Source organism: Marinobacter sp. es.042 (assembly GCF_900188315.1).
GTDB lineage: Bacteria > Pseudomonadota > Gammaproteobacteria > Pseudomonadales > Oleiphilaceae > Marinobacter.
In genome coordinates, this window is the sequence record NZ_LT897781.1 from 2,407,440 (window position 1) to 2,428,966 (window position 21,527).

The 21,527-nt window shown below is 58.4% G+C and carries 23 protein-coding genes; 7 read left to right on the top strand and 16 right to left on the bottom strand.

Annotated elements, in window-relative coordinates:
• Positions 1 to 23: 23 nt before the first annotated feature.
• On the top strand, positions 24 to 293 hold the full coding sequence (gene rpsT / locus CFB02_RS11305; RefSeq protein WP_088558081.1) for a 30S ribosomal protein S20: 270 nt from the start codon (positions 24 to 26) through the stop codon (positions 291 to 293).
• 62 nt (positions 294 to 355) lie between these two features.
• On the opposite strand, the gene proB is transcribed toward rpsT, so the two are convergent.
• The 4 genes from proB to rplU all read right to left on the bottom strand — a co-directional run bounded on the left by proB (position 356) and on the right by rplU (position 3,463).
• Complete coding sequence (gene proB, locus CFB02_RS11310) at positions 356 to 1,480, bottom strand: glutamate 5-kinase (RefSeq protein WP_088558082.1); 1,125 nt, start codon at positions 1,478 to 1,480, stop codon at positions 356 to 358.
• 36 nt (positions 1,481 to 1,516) lie between these two features.
• Entirely contained in the window at positions 1,517 to 2,710 is a 1,194-nt protein-coding gene (cgtA, locus tag CFB02_RS11315) for an Obg family GTPase CgtA (protein ID WP_088558083.1), read from the bottom strand.
• A 144-nt stretch (positions 2,711 to 2,854) separates the two neighbouring features.
• A complete protein-coding gene (gene rpmA / locus CFB02_RS11320; protein WP_008170742.1) occupies positions 2,855 to 3,115 on the bottom strand; it encodes a 50S ribosomal protein L27 in 261 nt (86 codons plus the stop codon).
• A gap of 36 nt (positions 3,116 to 3,151) precedes the next feature.
• Positions 3,152 to 3,463, bottom strand: coding sequence for a 50S ribosomal protein L21 (gene rplU, locus CFB02_RS11325; protein WP_088558084.1), 312 nt, complete (start codon positions 3,461 to 3,463; stop codon positions 3,152 to 3,154).
• Between the two features lie 273 nt (positions 3,464 to 3,736).
• Here rplU and ispB point away from each other — a divergent pair, with 273 nt between their 5' ends.
• Entirely contained in the window at positions 3,737 to 4,705 is a 969-nt protein-coding gene (gene ispB / locus CFB02_RS11330; RefSeq protein ID WP_088558085.1) for an octaprenyl diphosphate synthase, read from the top strand.
• Here the strand turns inward: ispB and CFB02_RS11335 are convergent.
• Positions 4,698 to 5,684, bottom strand: coding sequence for a glutathione S-transferase family protein (locus CFB02_RS11335; protein WP_088558086.1), 987 nt, complete (start codon positions 5,682 to 5,684; stop codon positions 4,698 to 4,700). The two genes, ispB and CFB02_RS11335, sit on opposite strands and share 8 nt — an antisense overlap.
• A 115-nt stretch (positions 5,685 to 5,799) precedes the next feature.
• Between CFB02_RS11335 and CFB02_RS11340 the strand changes: the two genes are divergently transcribed.
• A complete protein-coding gene (locus CFB02_RS11340) occupies positions 5,800 to 6,711 on the top strand; it encodes a LysR substrate-binding domain-containing protein (RefSeq protein WP_088558087.1) in 912 nt (303 codons plus the stop codon).
• Positions 6,712 to 6,827: 116 nt separating this feature from the next.
• Positions 6,828 to 8,357 carry a WS/DGAT/MGAT family O-acyltransferase gene (locus CFB02_RS11345; RefSeq protein ID WP_088558088.1) on the top strand — a complete coding sequence of 510 codons (1,530 nt, stop codon included), beginning with the start codon at positions 6,828 to 6,830 and terminating at the stop codon, positions 8,355 to 8,357.
• A 33-nt stretch (positions 8,358 to 8,390) separates the two neighbouring features.
• On the opposite strand, the gene CFB02_RS11350 is transcribed toward CFB02_RS11345, so the two are convergent.
• Complete coding sequence (locus tag CFB02_RS11350; protein WP_227519194.1) at positions 8,391 to 9,086, bottom strand: DUF2057 family protein; 696 nt, start codon at positions 9,084 to 9,086, stop codon at positions 8,391 to 8,393.
• A 269-nt stretch (positions 9,087 to 9,355) separates the two neighbouring features.
• Between CFB02_RS11350 and CFB02_RS11355 the strand changes: the two genes are divergently transcribed.
• A complete protein-coding gene (locus tag CFB02_RS11355; RefSeq protein WP_008170755.1) occupies positions 9,356 to 9,559 on the top strand; it encodes a DUF6316 family protein in 204 nt (67 codons plus the stop codon).
• A 17-nt stretch (positions 9,560 to 9,576) separates the two neighbouring features.
• Here CFB02_RS11355 and CFB02_RS11360 read toward each other — a convergent pair whose 3' ends face one another.
• From CFB02_RS11360 to glyA, 8 genes are all read right to left on the bottom strand, one after another.
• Complete coding sequence (locus CFB02_RS11360; protein WP_088558089.1) at positions 9,577 to 10,104, bottom strand: phosphatidylglycerophosphatase A; 528 nt, start codon at positions 10,102 to 10,104, stop codon at positions 9,577 to 9,579.
• On the bottom strand, positions 10,101 to 11,057 hold the full coding sequence (gene thiL, locus CFB02_RS11365; RefSeq protein WP_088558090.1) for a thiamine-phosphate kinase: 957 nt from the start codon (positions 11,055 to 11,057) through the stop codon (positions 10,101 to 10,103). Before thiL ends, CFB02_RS11360 begins: the two co-directional genes overlap by 4 nt.
• Positions 11,058 to 11,060: 3 nt before the next feature.
• Positions 11,061 to 11,537 carry a transcription antitermination factor NusB gene (gene nusB, locus CFB02_RS11370; RefSeq protein WP_008170760.1) on the bottom strand — a complete coding sequence of 159 codons (477 nt, stop codon included), beginning with the start codon at positions 11,535 to 11,537 and terminating at the stop codon, positions 11,061 to 11,063.
• Positions 11,537 to 12,013, bottom strand: a complete 477-nt coding sequence (gene ribE / locus CFB02_RS11375; protein ID WP_088558091.1) for a 6,7-dimethyl-8-ribityllumazine synthase — start codon at positions 12,011 to 12,013, stop codon at positions 11,537 to 11,539. Before ribE ends, nusB begins: the two co-directional genes overlap by 1 nt.
• A gap of 47 nt (positions 12,014 to 12,060) precedes the next feature.
• Complete coding sequence (ribBA, locus tag CFB02_RS11380; RefSeq protein ID WP_088558092.1) at positions 12,061 to 13,176, bottom strand: bifunctional 3,4-dihydroxy-2-butanone-4-phosphate synthase/GTP cyclohydrolase II; 1,116 nt, start codon at positions 13,174 to 13,176, stop codon at positions 12,061 to 12,063.
• A 64-nt stretch (positions 13,177 to 13,240) separates the two neighbouring features.
• Positions 13,241 to 14,356 carry a bifunctional diaminohydroxyphosphoribosylaminopyrimidine deaminase/5-amino-6-(5-phosphoribosylamino)uracil reductase RibD gene (ribD, locus tag CFB02_RS11385; RefSeq protein WP_088558093.1) on the bottom strand — a complete coding sequence of 372 codons (1,116 nt, stop codon included), beginning with the start codon at positions 14,354 to 14,356 and terminating at the stop codon, positions 13,241 to 13,243.
• Positions 14,353 to 14,871 (bottom strand): transcriptional regulator NrdR, encoded by a 519-nt coding sequence (gene nrdR / locus CFB02_RS11390; RefSeq protein WP_008170769.1) that lies wholly within the window; start codon positions 14,869 to 14,871, stop codon positions 14,353 to 14,355. The genes ribD and nrdR overlap by 4 nt, the downstream gene beginning before the upstream one ends.
• Positions 14,872 to 14,948: 77 nt before the next feature.
• Positions 14,949 to 16,202 carry a serine hydroxymethyltransferase gene (glyA, locus tag CFB02_RS11395; RefSeq protein WP_088558094.1) on the bottom strand — a complete coding sequence of 418 codons (1,254 nt, stop codon included), beginning with the start codon at positions 16,200 to 16,202 and terminating at the stop codon, positions 14,949 to 14,951.
• A gap of 398 nt (positions 16,203 to 16,600) precedes the next feature.
• Here glyA and ettA point away from each other — a divergent pair, with 398 nt between their 5' ends.
• Both ettA and radA read left to right on the top strand, forming a co-directional pair.
• The gene (gene ettA, locus CFB02_RS11400; protein WP_088558095.1) at positions 16,601 to 18,262 is read left to right on the top strand and encodes an energy-dependent translational throttle protein EttA; all 1,662 of its coding nucleotides are present in this window, start codon (positions 16,601 to 16,603) and stop codon (positions 18,260 to 18,262) included.
• Entirely contained in the window at positions 18,262 to 19,638 is a 1,377-nt protein-coding gene (gene radA / locus CFB02_RS11405) for a DNA repair protein RadA (protein ID WP_088558096.1), read from the top strand. Before ettA ends, radA begins: the two co-directional genes overlap by 1 nt.
• A gap of 64 nt (positions 19,639 to 19,702) precedes the next feature.
• On the opposite strand, the gene CFB02_RS11410 is transcribed toward radA, so the two are convergent.
• Positions 19,703 to 20,071 (bottom strand): PilZ domain-containing protein, encoded by a 369-nt coding sequence (locus CFB02_RS11410; protein WP_008170777.1) that lies wholly within the window; start codon positions 20,069 to 20,071, stop codon positions 19,703 to 19,705.
• A 316-nt stretch (positions 20,072 to 20,387) separates the two neighbouring features.
• On the bottom strand, positions 20,388 to 21,452 hold the full coding sequence (gene hemE / locus CFB02_RS11415) for a uroporphyrinogen decarboxylase (RefSeq protein WP_088558097.1): 1,065 nt from the start codon (positions 21,450 to 21,452) through the stop codon (positions 20,388 to 20,390).
• Positions 21,453 to 21,527: the final 75 nt, after the last annotated feature.

Sequence of the window (21,527 nt, forward strand, 5' to 3'; positions counted from 1 at the left end):
TTGAGATTTTCAGGAGTTTTACGGTGGCAAATTCCCCGCAAGCCAAGAAGCGCGCACGTCAGAACGAGAAGAACCGCAAGCACAATGCAAGCCTGCGTTCCATGGCTCGTACTTATGTGAAAAAGATCCAAGCCAAGATCGAAGCCGGCAACTACGAAGAAGCCCAGGCCGCTTTCCAGCAGGCTCAGCCGATTCTGGACAGCATGGTCAATAAAGGAATCTTCGCGAAGAACAAGGTTGCTCGTAGCAAGAGCCGCCTGAGCGCCAAGATCAAGGCCCTGAAGAGCGCGTAATTCGCTCGATTCAGGTACAAAAAACCGGCCATCTGGCCGGTTTTTTTATGGACGAACGGTTATCACACAATCACCAGATTGTCCCGGTGGATCATCTCCTCGCCTGACATATAGCCAAGGATCTCGGTAATCCGGTCACTGGACCGGCCGGCAATAGCCCTGGCTTCATCGGCGTCGTAATTAACCAGCCCCCGGGCGATTTCACGACCACTTTGGTCGAAGCAGGACACCATTTCGCCACGGCGAAACTGCCCCGACACACCTTTAACACCCACCGGAAGAAGACTGCGGCCACCCAGGCACAGCACTTTCACCGCACCATCATCCAGAGTCAGCCTGCCACGGGTCTGCAGGTGGCTGGCGAGCCATTGCTTTCGGGCAGCAATCCGGCCCTGCTCCGGCAATAACAGAGTACCGATTACATCACCCTGCCGCAGGCGACCAATCACGCCCTCAATGCGACCACCAACGATGACGGTGAAAGCCCCGGACCGTGCAGCAAGCCGCGCAGCACGCAACTTTGTCTGCATGCCGCCGCGCCCGAGAACACCGGCACCGCCACCCGCCATGGCATCCAGTTCGCGATCGCCGGCCCTGCGCTCGGTGACCAGGCGGGCACCCGAATGCTTCCTGGGATCCTTGTCAAAAAGGCCCAACTGGTCAGTGAGGATAATCAGGCCGTCCGCCTCAATCAGATTGGCAACCAGAGCGCCCAGGGTGTCGTTATCGCCAAACCGGATCTCGTCGGTAACCACGGTGTCGTTTTCGTTCACAATGGGCACGACACCCAGGTTCAGCAGGGCCCTGAGGGTTCCCCGGCCGTTCAGATAACGCTTGCGATCGGAGAGGTCGTCATGAGTCAACAGAATCTGAGCAGTGTGGATATCGTGCCTTTTGAACTGGGCCTCCCAGGTCTGCACCAGCCCCATCTGACCAACCGCAGCAGCAGCCTGCAACTCATGGAGCTGCTCTGGCCGGACAGTCCAGCCAAGACGACTCATTCCCTCGGCGACGGAACCAGAGGAAACGACAACCACCTCCACGCCATCTTCAATAAGCTCGGCGATCTGATCCACCCACAAACCCAGGGCCGCCACATCCAGGCCACGGCCGTCGTTGGTCAGCAAAGCGCTTCCGATCTTGATAACCAGGCGACGGGCCTGGCGCAGCTGTAGGCGTTCAGTCATGGTGCTTGAGCGATCTCTCTGGTATCAGTCCTTCGTTTACTCCGGGGCGTAGACCACTTCGACATCGTAATCATCATCGTCAAAGTCGTCGTCATCGTCCTCTTCGCGGGCCGCGCGGCGTGCCTGACGCTCGGCTTCAATGCGGGCGCGAGCTTCGTCGTCCATCTGCCGGCGACGCTGAGCCTCCCGCTCCGCAAATTCGGGATTCTGAGCCTCTTCTTCGGCTTGCTCTTCAATCCAGCGCATAACCGCCTGAGCCAGGGACTTGGTGCCCTCACCGCTCAGCGCAGAAATCCAGAAAACCGGCCCTTCCCATCCGAGCTCATCGACAATGGCCTGACAATGAGCATCGCGATCTTCTTCGGCCACCATGTCGACCTTGTTCAGCACGAGCCATCTCGGACGGTTGGCCAGAGTTTTGCTGAACTTCTCAAGCTCATGCTCGATCGCTCTGACCGCATCGGCGGGCGAGGAGCCATCGCACGGTGCTACATCCACAAGGTGCAGCAGTAGCCGGGTGCGCACGAGATGCTTCAGGAAACGGATACCCAGGCCGGCACCTTCGGCGGCACCTTCAATCAGACCGGGAATATCGGCGATCACGAAACTCTGGTGCGCCTGTACACTGACAACACCAAGATTGGGTACCAGCGTGGTAAACGGATAGTCCGCAACCTTCGGGCGAGCCGCCGACACCGAACGGATAAAGGTAGACTTGCCGGCATTGGGCATGCCCAGCAAACCCACGTCTGCCAGCACCTTCAACTCCAGCCTCAGGTTACGCAACTCGCCCTCGGAGCCCTTGGTAGTCTGGCGCGGGGCGCGATTCACCGAGGATTTGAAACGGGTGTTGCCAAGACCATGAAACCCGGCCTGGGCCACCTTCAGGCGCTGGCCGGCGTGGGTCAGATCTCCCAGGACCTCATGGGTATCCATATCAACAACGGTAGTACCGACCGGAACCGGCAGAACCAGATCTTCGCCTTTATTACCGGTACAGTTGCGACCAGAACCGGGCTCGCCGTTCTGGGCTTTGTGTTTGCGCTGGAACCGATAGTCGATCAGCGTGTTCAGCGACTCCTCGGCTTCCAGATATACGGAACCACCATCGCCCCCATCGCCGCCATCGGGGCCACCCTTGGGAACGTATTTTTCTCGCCGGAAGCTCAGGCAGCCGTGACCGCCCTTGCCGGCTTCCACAATGATGGTGGCTTCGTCTACGAATTTCATGAATCAACCCTTTGCGCCATGCGCATAAACTAAAAAGCCCCGCAGCCTCTAGGAAGCTTTGCGGGGCTCCGGATGGTTCTAAGCACCTGATAATACCAGGATATCAGCGCCACCCAAGGTTCGACAGAACCGGATCGCCGCTGCTTACGCAGCCGGAACGATGCTCACGAACTTACGGCTCTGCGGGCCTTTGGTTTCGAACTTCACCTGGCCGTCTGCTTTCGCAAACAGGGTGTGGTCCTTGCCAATGCCAACATTGCTACCAGCGTGGAAACGAGTGCCACGCTGACGGATGATGATGCTGCCTGCAGATACAGTCTCGCCGCCAAAGCGCTTCACACCAAGTCGTTTCGACTCGGAATCGCGACCGTTACGGGTACTACCTGCTGCCTTTTTATGAGCCATTACCAGCCTCCTTATTTAAGGGGTAATTCGAGAGCCTCAGCCCTTGATACCCGTGATCTTGACTTCAGTAAACCACTGACGGTGGCCCTGACGCTTCATGTGATGCTTACGACGACGGAACTTGATGATCTGAACCTTGTCGTGACGACCGTGGCTAACCACTTCTGCAGTCACTTTGGCACCATCAACAACCGGCGCGCCCACCTGAACCTTGTCGCCATCGGCGACCAGCAGAACGCGATCGAACTCAACGTTGCCACCGGTTTCAACTTCCAGCTTTTCCAGCTTCAGGGTTTCGCCTTCTTTCACACGGTGCTGCTTACCACCGCTAACAATAACTGCGTACATTCACTCGTTCTCCACGATTGACCCATCCCTGCTCTTATCCACCTGGTTCTAAGGGAAGCGCTCTGGCGACCCTATAGCAGGGAGCGCAGGTTGGGATGAGTTGGGCGCGTGATTGTACGAGAAGATGTCAGGCTAAGCAAGTTGAACTTGGGGTCAGATGAAGGCTTTCATCTGACCCCGACTTAACATTGACACCCCTTCCACCAATACCTAGCATTGCTGCTTCCTGCCCGAAATATCAACAGAAACACCAGCAAGGGATCTACAAGCCGCATGACAGCCCAGCGCATTTACGACACCGTGGCCGACGACTTCAGCCGCGTTAATGATCTGATCATCCAGCGGCTTTCCTCAGATGTTCCCCTGGTGGAGAAAATCGCCCAGTACATCATTGAGAGCGGCGGCAAGCGCTTGAGACCGCTACTGGTTCTGCTTTCCAGCCAGGCCGCCGGCTACGAGAAAAACGACCACCTCAAGCTCGCCGCTGTGATCGAATTCCTTCACACCGCCACCCTGCTACACGATGATGTAGTAGACACGTCGGACATGCGCCGGGGCCGGAGCACCGCCAACGCCCGCTGGGGCAACGCGCCAAGCGTTCTGGTAGGTGATTTCCTCTACGCCCGTGCTTTCGAGATGATGGTGGAGCTGAAAAGCCTGCGGATTATGGACGTTTTGTCCCACGCCACGGCGGTAATCGCCGAGGGCGAGGTTATGCAACTGATGAACGTGAAAAACCCGGACCTCACCGAAGAGCAGTACATGAAGGTCATCCACAACAAGACTGCCATGCTGTTCGAAGCCGCCTCCCACACCGGCGCACTGCTTGCCAACGCCAATGCAGAGCAGGAGCTGGGCCTGAAAGACTACGGCAAGCATCTGGGCCTGGCTTTCCAGCTGGTGGACGATGTCCTGGATTACCGCGGCGACGCCGAAGCCATGGGCAAAAACGTGGGCGACGATCTGGCTGAGGGCAAGACCACCCTGCCGCTGATCCACGCCATGAGCCATGGCACCGGGGAAGAACGGCAGTTAATCCGTCAGGCCATCCGCAAGGGCGGCCTGGACGATCTGCCCCGCATCCTCAATATCGTTGAGCGCTCAGGCGCGATCGAATACACCATGGCAAAAGCGCGGGAGCAGGCGGAGCTGGCCCAGACCTGCCTTCAACCCCTGCCAGCCTCAGGCCATAAAGAAGCCATGGAACTGCTGACCGAGGTCGCCGTCGCGAGGGTTAGCTGAGCGACTCACGCCCGTGGGGTGAGCCAAAGTCCAGCTCCGGACCAAGCGGTACGATCTGAGTCGGATTGATGGTTCTCTGGCTCACGTAATAGTGGCGTTTGATCTGATCAATATCCACGGTCTCCGCCACGCCTGGCACCTGGTAGAGGTCCCGAACGTAGGCAGAAAGCGCCGGGAAATCGCTGATCCGCTGGCGGTTGCACTTGAAATGGCTGTAATACACTGCGTCAAACCGGATCAACGTGGTGAACAACCGCCAGTCAGCCTCGGTCAGCCGGCCACCGACCAGATACCGTTGAGAAGACAACCGCTCCTCAAGCCAGTCGAGAGAATCAAACAGCGCATTGTAGGCTTCCTCGTACCTATCCTGCGCAGTGGCAAAACCCGCCTTGTAAACGCCATTATTAACCGTGTCGTAAATCCGGGCGTTCACAGTATCAAGCTCTTCTTGCAGCTCCCCGGGATAGAGATCCAGATCGGCACTAACACCCTCAAGGCCATCAAATGCCGAATTGAACATCCGGATGATTTCGGCAGACTCGTTGCTCGCAATCGTTTCTTTCTTTTTATCCCACAAGGTCGGCACTGTTACCCGGCCAGAATATTCCGGTGCAGCCTTGGTGTAGACCTGATGCATGAAGCGGAACCCATGGAGATGGTCCCGGTGCTGCTCGCTGTCGGGCCGGAATTCCCAGCCGTTTTCAACCATGTCAGGGTGCACCACTGACACTGAAATGTGCTTCTCCAGACCTTTGAGCTTCCGGAAAATCAACGTCCGGTGCGCCCAGGGGCAGGCCATTGAGACATACAGGTGATAGCGCCCGGATTCCGCCTTGAAACCGCCTTCGCCATCCGGCCCCGGCGAGCCATCGGCGGTCACCCAGTTCCGGAAACGCGCCGCTTCCCGTTCAAATTTGCCACCGGTTTTGTCGGTGTCATACCACTTGTCGTGCCATTTGCCATCAATCAGCAGGCCCATAAAGCCCTCCCGTTAAAATTCCTGAACATGATGAAATCAATACAGGCAGAATACCGGGGACCCTGCTACGCTCTCAAACAGGCATTTCTGGCCAACAACCTCAGATAATTCGAACATGCATACAGCCATCACCATTGACGCCCTCAAAGTCCTTGATGCCATTGACCGCAAAGGCAGTTTCGCCGGTGCCGCCAACGAACTGTTCCGGGTTCCCTCCGCCATCAGTTACACCGTGCAGAAGCTGGAAGAAGACCTGAATGTCGCCATTTACGACCGAACCGGTCACCGCGCCCGACTGACACCGGCCGGCCGCTACCTTCTGGAAGAGGGCCGCACACTGCTTGAGGCGGCAGAAAACCTCGCGCACACTACGCGTCAGGTCGCCCAGGGCTGGGAAACGCGGTTACGGATCGGGTTCAACTCACTGCTGCCGGCGGAATGCCTGTTTCCGGCAATCGAGGAATTCTATGAGCTGGGCGTACCGGTAGATGTACAAATTATGGAAGAGGTCTTTGCCGGCACCTGGGATGCCCTGCAAAGCCGCCGCGTGGATCTGATCATCGGCGCCGATAATTTCAGCAAGCCTGCGGGAAACTACACAACCCAATCCCTGGGCGACATGACATTCGTATTCGCCGTTGCCGCCGATCACCCCCTGGCCGATGCCCAAGCCCCGCTTTACGAGGAAGATATCTCCCGTTATCCGGCAGCCGTCGCTGCAGACACATCAAGGTCCTTGCCCCCGGGCCACGCCGGCATATTCCACCGCCAGCGAACCCTGACGGTGGCCAACATTGACCAGAAGATCGCCATACAGGTAGCCGGCCTCGGCGTGGGATGGTTACCAAGGGCACGAATCAGCGCAGAACTGAAGGAAGGCAAGCTGGTCATAAAGGAAGTTCAGGAATCGCGCCAACCAATCAAACTGCACCTGGCCAGGCATGCCGAGGACCAGGGCAAGGCCCTGATGTGGTTCTGGGACCGACTCAGCGCGGAGGGAGCCGTTTCAGACTGGCTAACAGGCTGAAAATAAAGCAAATGGTATGACTCCAACTCGGAGTCATACCAGGCAAATGAGCCAACCGTTTGCCCGGACACTTCGTTTATACTGGAGCTGAAACCAACGCCGAAGGGAGCTCTCTGATGCGGCAACTGTCGGAACTGGATGCCTCGTTCCTGTATCTCGAGTCGGAAACGACACCGATGCACATCGGAGGCATCTACCTCTTCGATGCTTCCGAACGGGAGAAACCGCTGGCCTTCAGCACCTTTGTCGCCTACCTTCGAAGCCGCCTGCATGTTGTGCCCGTTTTCCGGCAACGCCTGAAAGAAATTCCCCTGCGCCTAGGCCGACCCTACTGGATTGATGATCCCGATTTCAGCATCGAGCGCCACCTCGCTTACGTTAATCTGGGCGAACATGGTCGCAAGGCAAGCCTGATGACTCTGGCCTCGCGGATTCTGGAGGAACCGCTTAAAAGGGACAGACCGCTGTGGCACATCACCTTCGTGGACGGATTCAAGCTGGACGAGGAGAACGCCGGCAGTGACGGCTTCGCTCTGATCGTCAAATTGCACCACGCTGCCATCGACGCCTTCAGCGGAGAGGAAATCATCGGCAAGCTACTCGAGTACACACCCGAGCCCAGCCCGATTGCGCCACCGCGGCCCTGGCAGCCCAGACCGGAACCGTCGGAAGAGCGGGTCATACTTCAGGCGGGCGCGAACATCATTCGCACGCCACTGCAGTTCACGTCTCTGGCATTCAACGCCGCCGAGGCTACTGCCCGGGGACTGATACAGAAGCAATTACGCAAACTGCCACTCCCGCTGCCCCTGTTTTCCGCCCCACACAGCCCTTTCAATCGACAGATTACGGCAAATCGGCAGATTGTCGCTGCCAGCGTGGAGCTTTCACGCCTGAAGGCGATCAAGGCGTTTCTCGGTGACGTAACGTTGAACGATGTGGTTTTAGGCCTTTGTGCCGAGGCTCTGAAGCGCTATCTGATCAGTGAGGGTGCCAATGCCGACAAGTCCCTGGTGGCAATGACACCGATTTCGGTTCGCTCCAACAGCCTGCGCCGAGCCACCGGGAACCAGATGTCTGCCATGCTGCTGGATCTGGCGACCGATGAAACCAATCCTGCCCAGCGGATACGGCGCATACACTGGAACGCGGTTGCCTCGGAGCCCTACCGGGAGGCTATTGCTGCAGATCGGCTGACGGAACTGCTGCCTTCAACCATGCTGGCGCTGTCCGCAAGACTTTACTCGGAATTGCAAATTGCCCAGCGTTACCAGCCGGTATTCAATCTGCCAATCACCAATGTTCCCGGACCGCAGGTGCCGCTGTATCTGCAGGGTGCGCGCCTGGTTCAGCAATACAATACAGCGCCGCTGTTCGACAGTATGGGACTGGTGATTGTAGCGGTAAGCTATGAGGGAAGGCTGACACTGAATTTCACCACCTGCCCCGATGTGGTGGCCCACGGAGAGTCATTGCAGGCTCATGTGGATGAAAGCCTCAACGCTATTGAAGCGGCCATGGAACGGCTCGGAACAGAGGACACCAAAGAACCCATCGCAGCCTCCCCAACACAGACCCTTGCAGATGATGCCATGACCGCGATGGAGGGCCTTCTCAAGAAAGCCCTGAAGCGCTTCCGGGCCTGAACGGACCCCGGAAACGCTCAAGCACGTCTCAGATTATTCGAACGCCCAACGAAGAAACGCCTTCTTCTCCTCATCACTCGCTGTTTCCCAGATGGTTTTGAGCTGATCAAGCGCATTTTCACCGCTAACCGGTGTGCTGTCGGAGGTAGACGCCGGAATCGGCGTGCGGGAAGCGGCCATTTGCTCTGCCCCATCCCAAACCGTTGAACTTGCAACCGCCGCTCCGGCAGATGAAACGATAGCGGCGGAGAACTCCGGCATTTCCTGCTCGGCTTCCTGACGAGACTCAGGCCGATCAAAGTCGAAACGATAGGTTTCACCGGCTTCTGCTTCGAAACGAACGACCTGTGGCTCGCTCTCAATCACATGAACTTTCGACTCTCCGTTTCTGACCACACCACTCTTCGCCCAGATGGTCTTGTAGACAAAAACAACCTCGTTCTCTCCGGGAAGCAGGGCGTAGTCGAGCGCCAGATCGTCCATGAGGAAGTTAGTCATGACGCGGCCATTTACCCGGGTCACCCCGATTTCACCTGGCGCCTCAAGCGTGGCAGCATTGGACGCTGCCGCCGGGTTGCCTTCCCAGGTTTCCACAACACTGACGCTGGAAGCACATCCCGCCAGAGACATTACGACCACTGCAACCAGTCCAGTGCGAACGCGTGCGACAGCTCGACGCCAACCCTGTCCTGTTGATTGAAAAACACGGATCACATGAGAGATGTTCATTTAGTCTCCTTGGCATGAGGATGGAAATGGCGTCAGGCTGACGCCAGTTTCGTAGCATTCTGACGAGTGCATCTGACAAGGGCAAGACAACAGCGCGCTTTGGCGGCCCATTCCGGATTCTTCATCGCTGATCCCGATTGAGACGCAACCCGTAAAATTGTAAAAAAATGTTGAATTCGCCCCGAATTGGGTTAATTTTAAACAGATCGGCAGTTATTAACGCGGCGCCCGAAAAGCAAGAACGAAAAGCGGGCAGTACAGGAGACGCCATGGACACCCATCGCAGGACCGGAGAAGAAGGGCCGGTTCCCTTTCGCAGTAGTCGGTTCTTCTGCGTAGGGAGCAAATGGTACTTTACCACCCGGGAAGGGTTTGACAGTGGTCCGTTCGCTTCACGGGAGCGGGCGGAAACAGGCCTCAAGCGCTTTCTGCACGTGGTCCGTATGCTGCCGGAAGAACAACAGCTTCACTGACAGGCCTTCGTGCCCGTCTAGACCATGACGGGCACCAGCCACACGTCTACTGCCCACAGGCAGATCAGGGCCATGACGCCGGCAATAACATCGTCAACCATGATACCCAAACCTCCAGGCATGTGCTGGTCCAGCCAATTGATGGGCCACGGTTTTGCAATGTCAAAAAGCCGGAACAGAGCGAACGCCCCCAGCACCCCATAGATGGTGTCAGGGAAGAGGCCAAGGGCAATCCACATCCCGACGAATTCGTCCCACACAATGCCGCCATGGTCGTGAACCTTCAGGTCTTCAGCGGTCTTTCCGCAGAGCCAGATACCCACGATAAAAGCAGCCAGTACCACCAGCCAGTAGCCCAAGGGCGGTAACCAGGCGAAGACGTACCACAGCGGAATGGCGGCCAGGCTGCCCCAGGTGCCGGGCGCTCTCGCCGTTGCACCGCTGCCAAAACCAAAGGCGAGCAGATGCACCGGGTTACGCAAGAATCCCGGCGGGAGTATGACTGCCGGCGCCTCCGGTTCCGGGGTCTCGCCTTCCTGACTCATAATTCACTCCTGAAATGGTCAAACCCGGCGCGCACCGCTTCCAAACCGCAATCGACACCGTCGAGATACAGGCCCGGCTCAGCTTCAACGAAGCCGATCACGGTGAGTTGGCGCTTCAGTGATTCCGGGGCACGCTCCCAGTTTTCTCGCGAGAAACACAGGCACAGTTCGTAATCGTCTCCGGAGCGCAGTGCGCAGTCCAGGGCCTTCTCACCCTTCAGGCGAACAAGCGCTGGCGAAAGAGGCATACTGGCACTCTCGATCTGGGCACCGACCCCTGATGCGGAAAGAATGTGCCCGAGATCTGCCAGCAAGCCATCAGAGATATCAACCGCCGCAGTGGCATATTGGCGTATAGCACCTGCCAGATCCAGTCTCGGCCAGGGATGGTGATAGCGTTCGAGCACGGCAAGCATGTCAGCGGAAGGGGAAGGTTCCGAAAGATAGTCTAAAGCGGCGCCGGCATCCCCCAGGGTTCCGGACACGGCAATCAGATCTCCGGGACGGGCGCCGGAGCGTCGAATCCCGGCTCCCTGCTCTACAGTGCCATGCACCTGCAGGCTCAGGGTGAGCGAGCCGGAGGTGGTATCCCCGCCGGCCAGCTCCAGACCAAACGCCTCGCTGGCCTTTCGCAATCCCATCGAGAAGTCTTCAAGCCACTGCTCATCCACGGCTGGCAGAGTCAGTGCAAGCGTGAAACATTCCGGGTCAGCACCCATGGCAGCAAGATCGCTGGCAGCCGCGGCAAGTGCTCGCCAGCCCAGATAATCGGGGCGGTAGTTTCTGGGAAAGTGGACACCCTCCACGAGGGCGTCCACGGAAAAGACAAGGTCCCGGCCTGCGGGAATACGCTGAATCGCGCAATCGTCCCCGGGGCCCAGGATCAGGGATCCGGATTCCTGCCGCCCGGCAAGCGGCAGAAAGTAACGGCGAATCAGCTCGAATTCGCCCATCGACTAGCGAGCGCGGGTCTCGGCAAGCCGGAGTCGGCCGCTCAGCTTGTCGAGAATACTGTTAACAAATTTATGGCCCTCGGTGCCACCAAAGCGCTTGGCCATTTCAATGCCCTCGTTAATGACCACCTTGTAGGGCACATCAAGCCGATGCTTAAGCTCATAGGCTCCCAGGCGGACAATCGCGAGTTCCACGGGATCAACCTCTTTAATAGGCCGATCCAGGAACGGCTCGATCAGCTTGTCCAGTTCGCCCTGCTCGCGATGTACCCCACGGAGCAGATCCCGGAAATACAGCAGGTCGACCTTGCTCATGTCGTTGTCGACCATGAACTCGGCTTCAATGTCAGAAATCGCCGTTTTGCTGAAATGGCGCTGATAGAGCCCCTGCATGGCAAGGGCCCTGGCACGGCGTCGATCACCGGCTTTCGGTTGGCCGGACGGGGCCGGCTGCGGTGATGTACCTTCAGTTTCGCTCATTACTCACCCAGCTTCTTGAACAGGCTGACCATTTCAAGGGCAGTTATCGCCGCTTCCGCACCCTTGTTACCAGCCTTGGTTCCGGAACGCTCGATGGCCTGTTCAATGGAATCCACGGTCAGCACACCAAAGGTCACCGGCACATCGGTATCAAGACTGACTGCGCCAAGGCCGCTGGAGGCCTCGCCGGCAACATACTCGAAATGGGGTGTGCCGCCACGGATGACCGCACCCAGGGCGATAATCGCATCGTATTCACCGGTTTCTGCAACGCGCTTGACGGCCAGGGGCATTTCATAGGCCCCCGGTACGCGAACGATGGTGACGTCGTCATCGGAAATGCCGTGACGGCGCAGGGTATCCAGCGCGCCCTCGACCAGGCTTTCCACAACAAAGCCGTTAAAACGGCCCACTACCAGCGCATAGCGCCCGCTGCACTCGGTAAAATCACCTTCAATTACTCTGACATCTGCCATCGATGGCTCCTTCACGTGTCGCGGCATCGGAGCCACGACCGGGTTTATCATTCGGGGGTGTAGGGAACGTATTCGACCACTTCCAGATCGAAACCGGAAATGGCGGAAAATTTGATCGGCGGGCTCAGCAGGCGCATTTTGCCAACACCAATATCCCGGAGAATCTGGGAGCCGGTACCTACCGTGAAGTAAACGCCGGAGCTTCCCTTGCCGGAGGAGCCCTTACCTTCATCAAAGAATTCCTGGATCCGGTCTTCCAGGTTGTAGCTGTCCTCGGCGCTGTTCAGCAGGACGACCGCGCCCCGGCCTTCCTCTGCCACCTTTTCAAGGGCGTGATGCAGGGGCCAGCTGCGAGAATCCTTGCGGCGCGCACCGAGGAGGTCCCGAAGGGTGTCCGTGATGTGGACCCGGACATAGACCGGTTCATCGGGAGAAATGTCTCCCATCAACATCGCCAGATGGGTGGCTCCCTGGATATTGTCGCGGTATGTACGAAGCTTGAACACGCCGTACTCGGTGTCGAGGTCGTTTTCTTCCACACACTCAACGGTTCGCTCGTTCATGGTGCGGTAGTGGATCAGATCGGCAATGGTGCCAATCTTCAGGTCGTGCTCTTCGGCGAATCGCTCCAGATCTTCGCGGCGGGCCATAGAGCCGTCGTCATTCATGATCTCGCAGATCACGCCGGCCGGCTCGCAACCTGCCAGTGCGGCGAGGTCACAGGATGCTTCGGTGTGCCCCGCGCGGCTCAGAACGCCGCCAGGATCAGACATCAACGGGAAAATATGGCCAGGCTGAACCAGATCACTGGCTTTTGCATTGCGTGCTACCGCTGCCTGCACCGTGCGTGCACGGTCTGCCGCCGAGATGCCAGTGGTCACACCCACGGCAGCCTCAATCGAGAGGGTAAACTTGGTTCCGAAGCCGGAGGCGTTCTGCTGGACCATCAACGGCAAACCCAGTTGCTCGCAGCGATCCCGGGTCATCGGCATACAGATCAGGCCACGACCAAAACGAGCCATGAAATTGATGGCTTCGGCCGTGCAATGCTCAGCAGCCATCACGAGATCGCCCTCATTCTCGCGATCTTCGTCATCCATCAGTATGACCATTCTGCCCTGACGGATATCTTCAATGATGTCTTCAATGCTGTTCAGTGCCATATGGTTTTGCACCCTTGCGGCGCTCCGGCAAATAATTGCTGCCGGAACAACCTGAGTTTATGGATTACCGGCGGGTGAGGATCAGACGCTGATCCTCACCTACCTGACGTCGGTCCAGCACCTTCCATTGTACTTTATTTGCCATGGTCTCCAGCGGCAGATGTGCGGTCGGACGTCCCGTGCTGCCGAGGAAAACCGGCGCCTGATATAGCCAGAGTTCGTCGACCAGATTTTCGTTAATAAAGGTGCCGGCCAGGGTGGGCCCCGCCTCGACCAGCAGCTCGTTGATTCCGAGCTCGCCGAGCGAGTCCAGCAGCTCGGCCAGGTCGATCCCGTTATCTTTCCAGGCGACACCGGTAAGGCTAATGCCCAGGGCCGCGAGGTCCTGAGCTGGCGCAGTGGCCAGCGTTGATGACGCACAGAACACCTGCACCTTACCGCCCTGAAGGATCTTCGCAGACGACGGTGTGCGCGCGTCGCGGTCGGCAATCACCCGAAGCGGCTGCCTGGACGGCTCCGTCGCGTCGCCAATATCCCCCAGTTCCTCGCGCCGGACCGTCAATGAGGGGTCGTCGGCGAGCACGGTTCCTACACCGGTCAGAATGGCATCACTGATCGCTCTGAGACGCTGGACATCCCGACGTGCCTCAGGACCGGTAATCCACTGGCTCTCGCCGGAAGCCATGGCGGTACGGCCATCAAGACTTGCCGCCATTTTGAGCCGAACCCAGGGTCGGCCGGTGTTCATGCGTTTCATGAAGCCAGGATTCAGGCGGGCAGCTTCTTCCGCCAGCAGGCCTTCAGTAACCCGGATTCCAGCTTCCCTGAGCATGTCCAGCCCCCGGCCAGACACCGAGGGGTTCGGGTCCTTGGTCGCGGCATAGACGTGGGCAACACCGGCATCAATCAGCGCCCTGGCGCAGGGCGGGGTCCGGCCAAAATGGCTGCACGGCTCCAGTGTTACATACGCTGTCGCACCCCGGGCATCCGGACCGGCCTGGCTCAGGGCACGGGTCTCGGCGTGGGCTTCTCCGGCACGCTCATGCCACCCCTCACCAAGAACCAGATCTCCCCGGGCAATGACACACCCAACCCGTGGATTAGGGTGGGTAGAGTACCGACCGCGCCACGCAAGCTGGACAGCCCGCGCCATCATGTCCCTGTCGCGGTTCTCGATCATGCCTTGCCTTTCGGGGCGTGGTTATCCGCCAGCGCTTTGGCAACATCCACGGCTGCCTCACCGTTGCTGGCCGACAACCTCTCGATCTCTTCCTTGAATTCGTTAATATCCTGAAAGCTCCGATATACCGACGCGAAGCGGACATAGGCAACCTTGTCCAACTGGCGCAATTCGGTCATCACCTCTTCACCCAACTGCATGGACTTCACTTCCCGCTCGCCGGTCGCCCGCAACCGGTATTTGATCCGATTCAGAGCGGCATCAATCTGTTCAATGCTCACTGGCCGCTTTTCCAGAGCCTTCATCAGCCCGGCGCGCAGTTTTTCCTCATCAAATGGTTGTCGGGTACCGTCCTGTTTGACCACCCTTGGCATCACCAGCTCGGCAGATTCAAAGGTGGTAAACCGCTCCCGACAGGACAGACACTCCCTGCGGCGGCGCACCTGATCACCCTCGGCTACCAGCCTGGAGTCAATCACCTTGGTATCTGCTTCACCACAGAAGGGACAATGCATAGTCAGGAGCTCCGAAGAGAGAGCCGGGCCGAAAAGTCGGCCCGGCAGGTCATGCCTGTAGTCTAGCTATAAAACGATTAGCCGTAGACAGGGAAACGGGCGCAGAGTGCACTTACCTGCTCACGAACCCGACTGTTGACGGCCTCGTCGTCCAGGTTGTCGAGGATATCGCAGATCCAGCCTGCGAGGTCGCGACACTCGGACTCGCCGAAACCACGGGTGGTGATTGCCGGGGTGCCAATGCGAAGACCGGAGGTGACAAACGGAGACCGCGGATCATTGGGAACCGCGTTCTTGTTAACGGTGATGTGGGCACGACCCAGCGCCGCATCCGCATCTTTTCCGGTAATGTCCTGTTTGATGAGGCTGACCAGGAACAGATGGTTCTTGGTGCCACCGGAAACCACATCATAGCCACGATCCACAAACACCTGGGCCATGGCGGAGGCGTTCTTCACAACCTGCTGCTGGTAGGTCTTGAAATCGTCGCTCATGGCTTCCTTGAAGCACACGGCCTTGGCGGCAATCACGTGCATCAGCGGGCCACCCTGGCCGCCAGGGAATACCGCAGAGTTCAGCTTCTTCTGCAGATCAGCGTCATCGCAGGCCAGGATAAGACCACCACGGGGACCGCGAAGGGTCTTGTGGGTCGTGGTCGCAATCACGTGGGCGTGGGGAACCGGATCCGGGTAAACGCCGGCGGCTACGAGACCCGCCACGTGGGCCATATCAACGAACAGATAGGCACCCACCTTGTCGGCGATCTCGCGGAAGCGGGCAAAATCCAGTTCCTGGGAGTACGCGGAGAAGCCGGCAATGATCATTTTAGGCTTGTGCTCAAGAGCGAGCGACTCGATTTCATCGTAATCCAGAAGGCCGGTGTCGGTGTTAATGCCGTACTGAACGGCACTGTAGATCTTACCCGAGAAGTTGACACTGGCGCCGTGAGTCAGGTGCCCACCATGGGCGAGGCTCATGCCCAGAACAGTGTCACCGGGCTTGAGCAGGGCCATGAAGACAGCAGAGTTGGCCTGGGAGCCGGAATGCGGCTGAACGTTGGCATAGGCAGCACCAAACAGCTCTTTGGCACGCTCAATCGCCAGTTCTTCGGCAATATCCACGAACTCGCAGCCGCCATAGTAGCGCTTGCCCGGATAGCCTTCCGCGTACTTGTTGGTCAGCACGCTGCCCTGGGCTTCCATCACCCGGGGGCTGGTGTAGTTCTCGGACGCGATCAGCTCGATGTGAGCTTCCTGGCGCTTCTCTTCCGCCTGCATGGCGTTCCAGAGTTCGTCGTCAAAGCCGGCGATTTTCATTTCACGATTAAACATGGATGCGCTGCCCCTGTGTGCTTGGCTGGCCCGGAGAGCTTTGGTGATCTCCGCAGGCTCCCTGAAAAATTGGGCCGCTATTCTATCTTACAAACGGGTGAAAAATCATCCTTTATACCGTCCGCAGATACCGGCATGCGGCCAACTCCGGTTTCTGCTCAATTGCTATCAAAGAGACGTTTCGTTACCTTACCCGATTACTGTTCTCAGGTACCGGCACCGGAGGTGTCGGCCTTCGGGGCGGGCGATCCGGGATACGCTGTGAATACGTCCCTGTACGCTCGACAAAATCATCCCTGATTTTGACGATCCCGGATCGCCCGCCCCGAAGGCCTTGATCAGGCACCTGACGTGTATTCATTTCTCAAGCGATTGTTTGATAAAAGGATTCTGCCAACATGGCCCAATACGTTTACACCATGAACCGCGTGGGCAAGGTGGTCCCGCCCAAGCGCGAGATTCTGAAGGACATTTCACTGAGCTTCTTCCCTGGCGCCAAAATCGGCGTTCTGGGTCTCAACGGTGCCGGTAAATCCACCCTGCTTCGCATTATGGCGGGCGTGGATCAGGATTACATCGGTGAAGCCCGCCCGCAGCCCGGCATCAACGTGGGCTATCTGCCCCAGGAGCCCGAGCTGGACGAAGAGAAAACCGTCAAGGAAATCGTCGATGAAGCGGTTTCCGGTGTCCATGACGCCCTGGCCGAACTGGACCAGGTGTACGCCGCCTACGCCGAACCGGATGCGGATTTTGATGCCCTGGCCAAGAAGCAGGGCGAGCTGGAAGCCTACATCCAGGCCACTGACGGCCACGATATCGAGCGCAAGATGGAAGTTGCCGCGGACGCACTGCGTCTTCCACCCTGGGATCAGAAAGTGAACGTACTTTCCGGTGGTGAACGTCGCCGGGTAGCCCTGTGCCGTCTGCTGCTGTCCGGCCCTGACATGCTTCTGCTCGATGAGCCCACCAACCATCTGGATGCCGAATCTGTCGCCTGGCTCGAGCGCTTCCTGCACGATTACGAAGGTACCGTGGTGGCCATCACCCACGATCGCTACTTCCTCGACAATGTCGCTGGCTGGATTCTGGAACTGGACCGTGGCCACGGTATTCCGTTTGAAGGCAACTACAGCCAGTGGCTGGAGAACAAGGAGAAGCGGCTGGAGATGGAATCCAAGCAGGAAGCCTCTCACCAGAAAGCCATCAAACAGGAACTGGAATGGGTTCGCAGCAACGCCAAGGGCCGCCAGTCGAAGAGCAAGGCCCGTCTGGCCCGTTTCGAGGAGATGAGTTCCCAGGAATTCCAGAAGCGCAACGAAACCAACGAGCTTTACATTCCACCCGGCCCCCGCCTGGGCAACAAGGTGATCGAGGTTGACGGTATCAGCAAGTCCTTCGGTGACCGCCTGCTGTATGAAGACGTGTCCTTCAGCGTGCCGCCCGGCGCCATCGTGGGCATTATCGGTGGTAACGGTGCCGGTAAATCCACTCTGTTCAAGATGATTGCCAGTTTCGACAAGCCGGATTCTGGCGACATCACCGTCGGGGAAACCGTGGAACTGGCCTATGTAGACCAGATGCGCGATCTGGATGGCAGCAAAACCGTCTGGGAGGAACTCTCCGACGGCAACGACATCATCAAGGTCGGCAACTACGAAACCCCTTCTCGGGCCTACGTTGGCCGCTTCAATTTCAAGGGCAGCGACCAGCAGAAGCGGGTTGGCGACCTGTCCGGTGGTGAGCGCAACCGTTTGCACCTCGCCAAGCTGCTGAAACAGGGCGGCAACGTGCTGCTGCTGGATGAGCCGACCAACGATCTGGACGTGGAAACCCTTCGCGCCCTGGAAGAAGCCCTGCTGAATTTCCCGGGCTCTGCCCTGGTTATCTCGCACGACCGTTGGTTCCTCGACCGTGTGGCCAGCCACATCCTGGCGTTCGAAGATGATGGCGAGGTGGTGTACTTCGAAGGCAACTTCACCGAGTACGACGAGGACTTCAAGAAGCGCAAGGGTGATTCGGCGATGCAGCCGCAGCGCATGAAGTACAAGAAGCTGGCCTGATGGCGAAAACCAGAACCGCCTACGTCTGCACCGAATGCGGTGCAGACTATTCCAAATGGCAGGGCCAGTGCACGGCCTGCCAGGCCTGGAACACCATCAGCGAAGTCCGCGGCGTCAGCAGCACCAGCAAAGGCGCCCGCGGTGGCCGCTTTGAGGGCTTTGCCGGCAGCCTGTCCGAGGTCCAGAGCCTGGATGATGTCAGCCTGGCAGAGCAGCCCCGCATCAGCTCCGGCATGCAGGAGTTTGACCGGGTTCTGGGCGGAGGTCTCGTCGAGGGCTCGGCTGTTCTGATGGGCGGCCACCCAGGCGCGGGCAAGAGTACCCTCCTGCTACAGGCCGTCTGCCATCTGGCTGCAAGCGTCCCCGCTTTGTACGTCACTGGTGAGGAATCCCTGCAGCAGGTGGCCATGCGCGCCAAACGGCTGGGCCTTCCGACCAAAGACCTGAAGATGCTGTCCGAAACCAGCGTCGAACGGGTCATGCAGGTGGCCGAGGCAGAAAAACCCCGGATTCTGGTGGTAGACAGTATTCAGGTGATGCACATGGCGGATATCGAGTCCGCCCCTGGCAGTGTCTCCCAGGTACGCGAAAGCGCCGCTTACCTGACCCGTTTCGCCAAGCAGACCGGCACCATCCTGTTCCTGGTCGGCCATGTCACCAAAGACGGCAGTTTGGCCGGCCCGAAAGTTCTGGAACACATGATTGACTGCTCGATCCTGCTGGAAGGCTCCAGCGACAGCCGTTATCGAACCCTTCGGGGGATCAAGAACCGGTTTGGCGCGGTGAACGAGTTGGGCGTGTTCGCCATGCTGGAACAGGGTCTGAAGGAAGTGAAGAACCCCAGCGCGATCTTTCTGAACCGTGGTGAAGACGCAGCCCCGGGAAGCGTGGTGATGGTGGTCTGGGAAGGCACCCGCCCGATGCTCGTGGAGATCCAGGCCCTGGTGGACATGGCTCAGGGCGGCTACCCCAGACGGGTCGCGGTTGGCCTCGATCAGAACCGGCTTGCCATGCTCCTTGCCGTGTTGCACCGCCATGGCGGCATGCACGTATCCGACCAGGACGTGTTCGTCAATGTGGTTGGTGGCGTAAAAGTAAACGAAACCAGCGCCGACCTGGCCCTTCTGGCCGCTATCGTTTCGTCCTTCCGCGACCGCGCCCTGCCCCAGGACCTGGTGATCTTCGGCGAAGTCGGCCTCTCCGGGGAAATCCGCCCTGTGCCCAGTGGCCAGGAGCGAATCTACGAAGCCGCCAAACACGGCTTCACCCGGGCACTGGTGCCGAAGTCCAATGCTCCGCGCAAGACCATCGACGGCATGAAGGTGATTCCGGTGACCAAACTGAGTGACGCTCTTACTGCTCTGGAAGACCTTTAAGCCTGCCATCTTCGGAGTGAACGGTCAGGCAGCGGTGCCAAGCCAAGGTCCGGCTGCAAAAGCTCTAATCAATGAGGTGGGCAAACTCTCTTTCGAGCAACGCCTGATCTCCGAGGTTAAGCTCCACTAGGCGCTTTAGGTGGGTAGCACTATCGAGATCTATGTACTGGCATTTGAAACCCAGCCGGTGCGGCTCCACGTGCCTAAGCTCTACCGCCATAACAATACCTGCCTCATGATCATTCAGATGAATAATCACCTCACAGGGCTGCTTTAACGGCACCTGCCAACCCTCCGGCCGCTTCACCAGAACACCTTTCAGCGAAATATCCAGCACCTCCGTCGTCCAGACGGATTCCTGGCAGTGGAGTTCGCACGGCGCATCGAATTCGATCCGGTGGAACCGGCGTTTTTCTGGGGTCTTGGTGGGCAAGTGGTTACTCCTGTTTACCGGTCTTGGTTTACCTGACTATAGACCGGACAGAAGATCGCTTCCAGAGGAATTCTTGAGGGGGGGGGCTTCGGTTGTCGGATTACGGCGCGCGTTGCGCGCCTAATCCGACCTACAGGACTGCAAAGATTTATCTCCATCGCCTGATCGGGTCGTTCTGGGAGCCTTTCCAAAAATGTCGGAGGCCAGGGATGGCCGGAGACAAGCCACATGGACGTGCTCGGAGCGGTTTTTGGAAAGGCTCCCAGAACGACCCAGCCCGCCAGATCAGCAGGCTAGGAGAGACATGGCTCCTAAATCAGCGGTGATACTCCGGGCTGAGTTCAACCACAGCCTCAATGAACGCCTTGGCATGCTCCGGATCCACATCCGGCGTAATCCCGTGACCAAGGTTAAATATGTGCCCATTGCCGGAACCGAAGCGCTTGAGGATATCAGCCACTTCCTGCCGGATCCGCTCAGGCGGCGCATAAAGCATTGCCGGATCCATGTTGCCCTGAAGGGCCACTCGACCACCAATGCGGGCCCGGGCATTACCGATATCGGTAGTCCAGTCCAGACCAACGGCATCCGCACCGGAATCGGCAATGGATTCCAGCCACTGACCGCCATTCTTGGTAAACAGGATCACTGGCACCCGGCGACCATCGCTCTCGCGAATCAGGCCGTCAACGATCTTCTTCATGTAGCGGAGCGAGAACTCTTCGTACGCCCAGCTGCTCAAAACGCCGCCCCAGGTATCGAAAATCTGTACAGCCTGGGCACCGGCCTTGATCTGGCCGTTGAGGTAATCAATGACCGCATCCGCCAGATGGTCCAGCAAGCGGTGCATAACCTCCGGCTGACCGTACATGAGCTTCTTGGCCTCCCGAAAATCCTTGGACGAGCCACCCTCAATCATGTAAGTCGCCAGCGTCCAGGGGCTGCCGGAGAAACCGATCAGGGGAACGCTGCCGTTCAGGGCACCCCTGATGGTAGAAACCGCGTTCATAACGTAGTCCAGATCCACCTCAGCGTTGATCTTCGGCAGAGCCGCAACATCGGCTTCGGAGCGGATCGTATTCCGGAATTTCGGGCCTTCACCGGTCTCGAAGTACAGGCCGAGACCCAGAGCGTCCGGAATCGTCAGGATGTCTGAAAACAGGATCGCCGCGTCCAGTGGGAAACGTTCCAGAGGCTGCAGAGTTACCTCGCAGGCCAACGGCGTGTTCTTGCACAGGCTGAGAAAGTCGCCGGCTTTTGCCCTGGTCGCGCGGTACTCCGGCAGGTATCGCCCTGCCTGTCGCATCATCCAAACCGGTGTCCGGTCCACGGGCTGGCGCATCAGGGCGCGCAGGAAACGATCATTCTTCAGCTCGGTCATAGGAAATCCAGCGTGTTCTGTACAAAGGGGAAAATTGGGTGGAGGCCATAATACCCGGTTTGCGGGAATAAAAAA

What these genes read in the sequence shown, in the direction of transcription:
- proB (WP_088558082.1), bottom strand. Translation starts at nt 1,480, where the DNA reads ATGACTGAACGCCTACAGCTGCGCCAGGCCCGTCGCCTGGTTATCAAG.
- cgtA (WP_088558083.1), bottom strand. Translation starts at nt 2,710, where the DNA reads ATGAAATTCGTAGACGAAGCCACCATCATTGTGGAAGCCGGCAAGGGC.
- rpmA (WP_008170742.1), bottom strand. Translation starts at nt 3,115, where the DNA reads ATGGCTCATAAAAAGGCAGCAGGTAGTACCCGTAACGGTCGCGATTCC.
- rplU (WP_088558084.1), bottom strand. Translation starts at nt 3,463, where the DNA reads ATGTACGCAGTTATTGTTAGCGGTGGTAAGCAGCACCGTGTGAAAGAA.
- ispB (WP_088558085.1), top strand. Translation starts at nt 3,737, where the DNA reads ATGACAGCCCAGCGCATTTACGACACCGTGGCCGACGACTTCAGCCGC.
- CFB02_RS11335 (WP_088558086.1), bottom strand. Translation starts at nt 5,684, where the DNA reads ATGGGCCTGCTGATTGATGGCAAATGGCACGACAAGTGGTATGACACC.
- CFB02_RS11340 (WP_088558087.1), top strand. Translation starts at nt 5,800, where the DNA reads ATGCATACAGCCATCACCATTGACGCCCTCAAAGTCCTTGATGCCATT.
- CFB02_RS11345 (WP_088558088.1), top strand. Translation starts at nt 6,828, where the DNA reads ATGCGGCAACTGTCGGAACTGGATGCCTCGTTCCTGTATCTCGAGTCG.
- CFB02_RS11350 (WP_227519194.1), bottom strand. Translation starts at nt 9,086, where the DNA reads ATGAACATCTCTCATGTGATCCGTGTTTTTCAATCAACAGGACAGGGT.
- CFB02_RS11355 (WP_008170755.1), top strand. Translation starts at nt 9,356, where the DNA reads ATGGACACCCATCGCAGGACCGGAGAAGAAGGGCCGGTTCCCTTTCGC.
- CFB02_RS11360 (WP_088558089.1), bottom strand. Translation starts at nt 10,104, where the DNA reads ATGAGTCAGGAAGGCGAGACCCCGGAACCGGAGGCGCCGGCAGTCATA.
- thiL (WP_088558090.1), bottom strand. Translation starts at nt 11,057, where the DNA reads ATGGGCGAATTCGAGCTGATTCGCCGTTACTTTCTGCCGCTTGCCGGG.
- nusB (WP_008170760.1), bottom strand. Translation starts at nt 11,537, where the DNA reads ATGAGCGAAACTGAAGGTACATCACCGCAGCCGGCCCCGTCCGGCCAA.
- ribE (WP_088558091.1), bottom strand. Translation starts at nt 12,013, where the DNA reads ATGGCAGATGTCAGAGTAATTGAAGGTGATTTTACCGAGTGCAGCGGG.
- ribBA (WP_088558092.1), bottom strand. Translation starts at nt 13,176, where the DNA reads ATGGCACTGAACAGCATTGAAGACATCATTGAAGATATCCGTCAGGGC.
- ribD (WP_088558093.1), bottom strand. Translation starts at nt 14,356, where the DNA reads ATGATCGAGAACCGCGACAGGGACATGATGGCGCGGGCTGTCCAGCTT.
- nrdR (WP_008170769.1), bottom strand. Translation starts at nt 14,871, where the DNA reads ATGCATTGTCCCTTCTGTGGTGAAGCAGATACCAAGGTGATTGACTCC.
- glyA (WP_088558094.1), bottom strand. Translation starts at nt 16,202, where the DNA reads ATGTTTAATCGTGAAATGAAAATCGCCGGCTTTGACGACGAACTCTGG.
- ettA (WP_088558095.1), top strand. Translation starts at nt 16,601, where the DNA reads ATGGCCCAATACGTTTACACCATGAACCGCGTGGGCAAGGTGGTCCCG.
- radA (WP_088558096.1), top strand. Translation starts at nt 18,262, where the DNA reads ATGGCGAAAACCAGAACCGCCTACGTCTGCACCGAATGCGGTGCAGAC.
- hemE (WP_088558097.1), bottom strand. Translation starts at nt 21,452, where the DNA reads ATGACCGAGCTGAAGAATGATCGTTTCCTGCGCGCCCTGATGCGCCAG.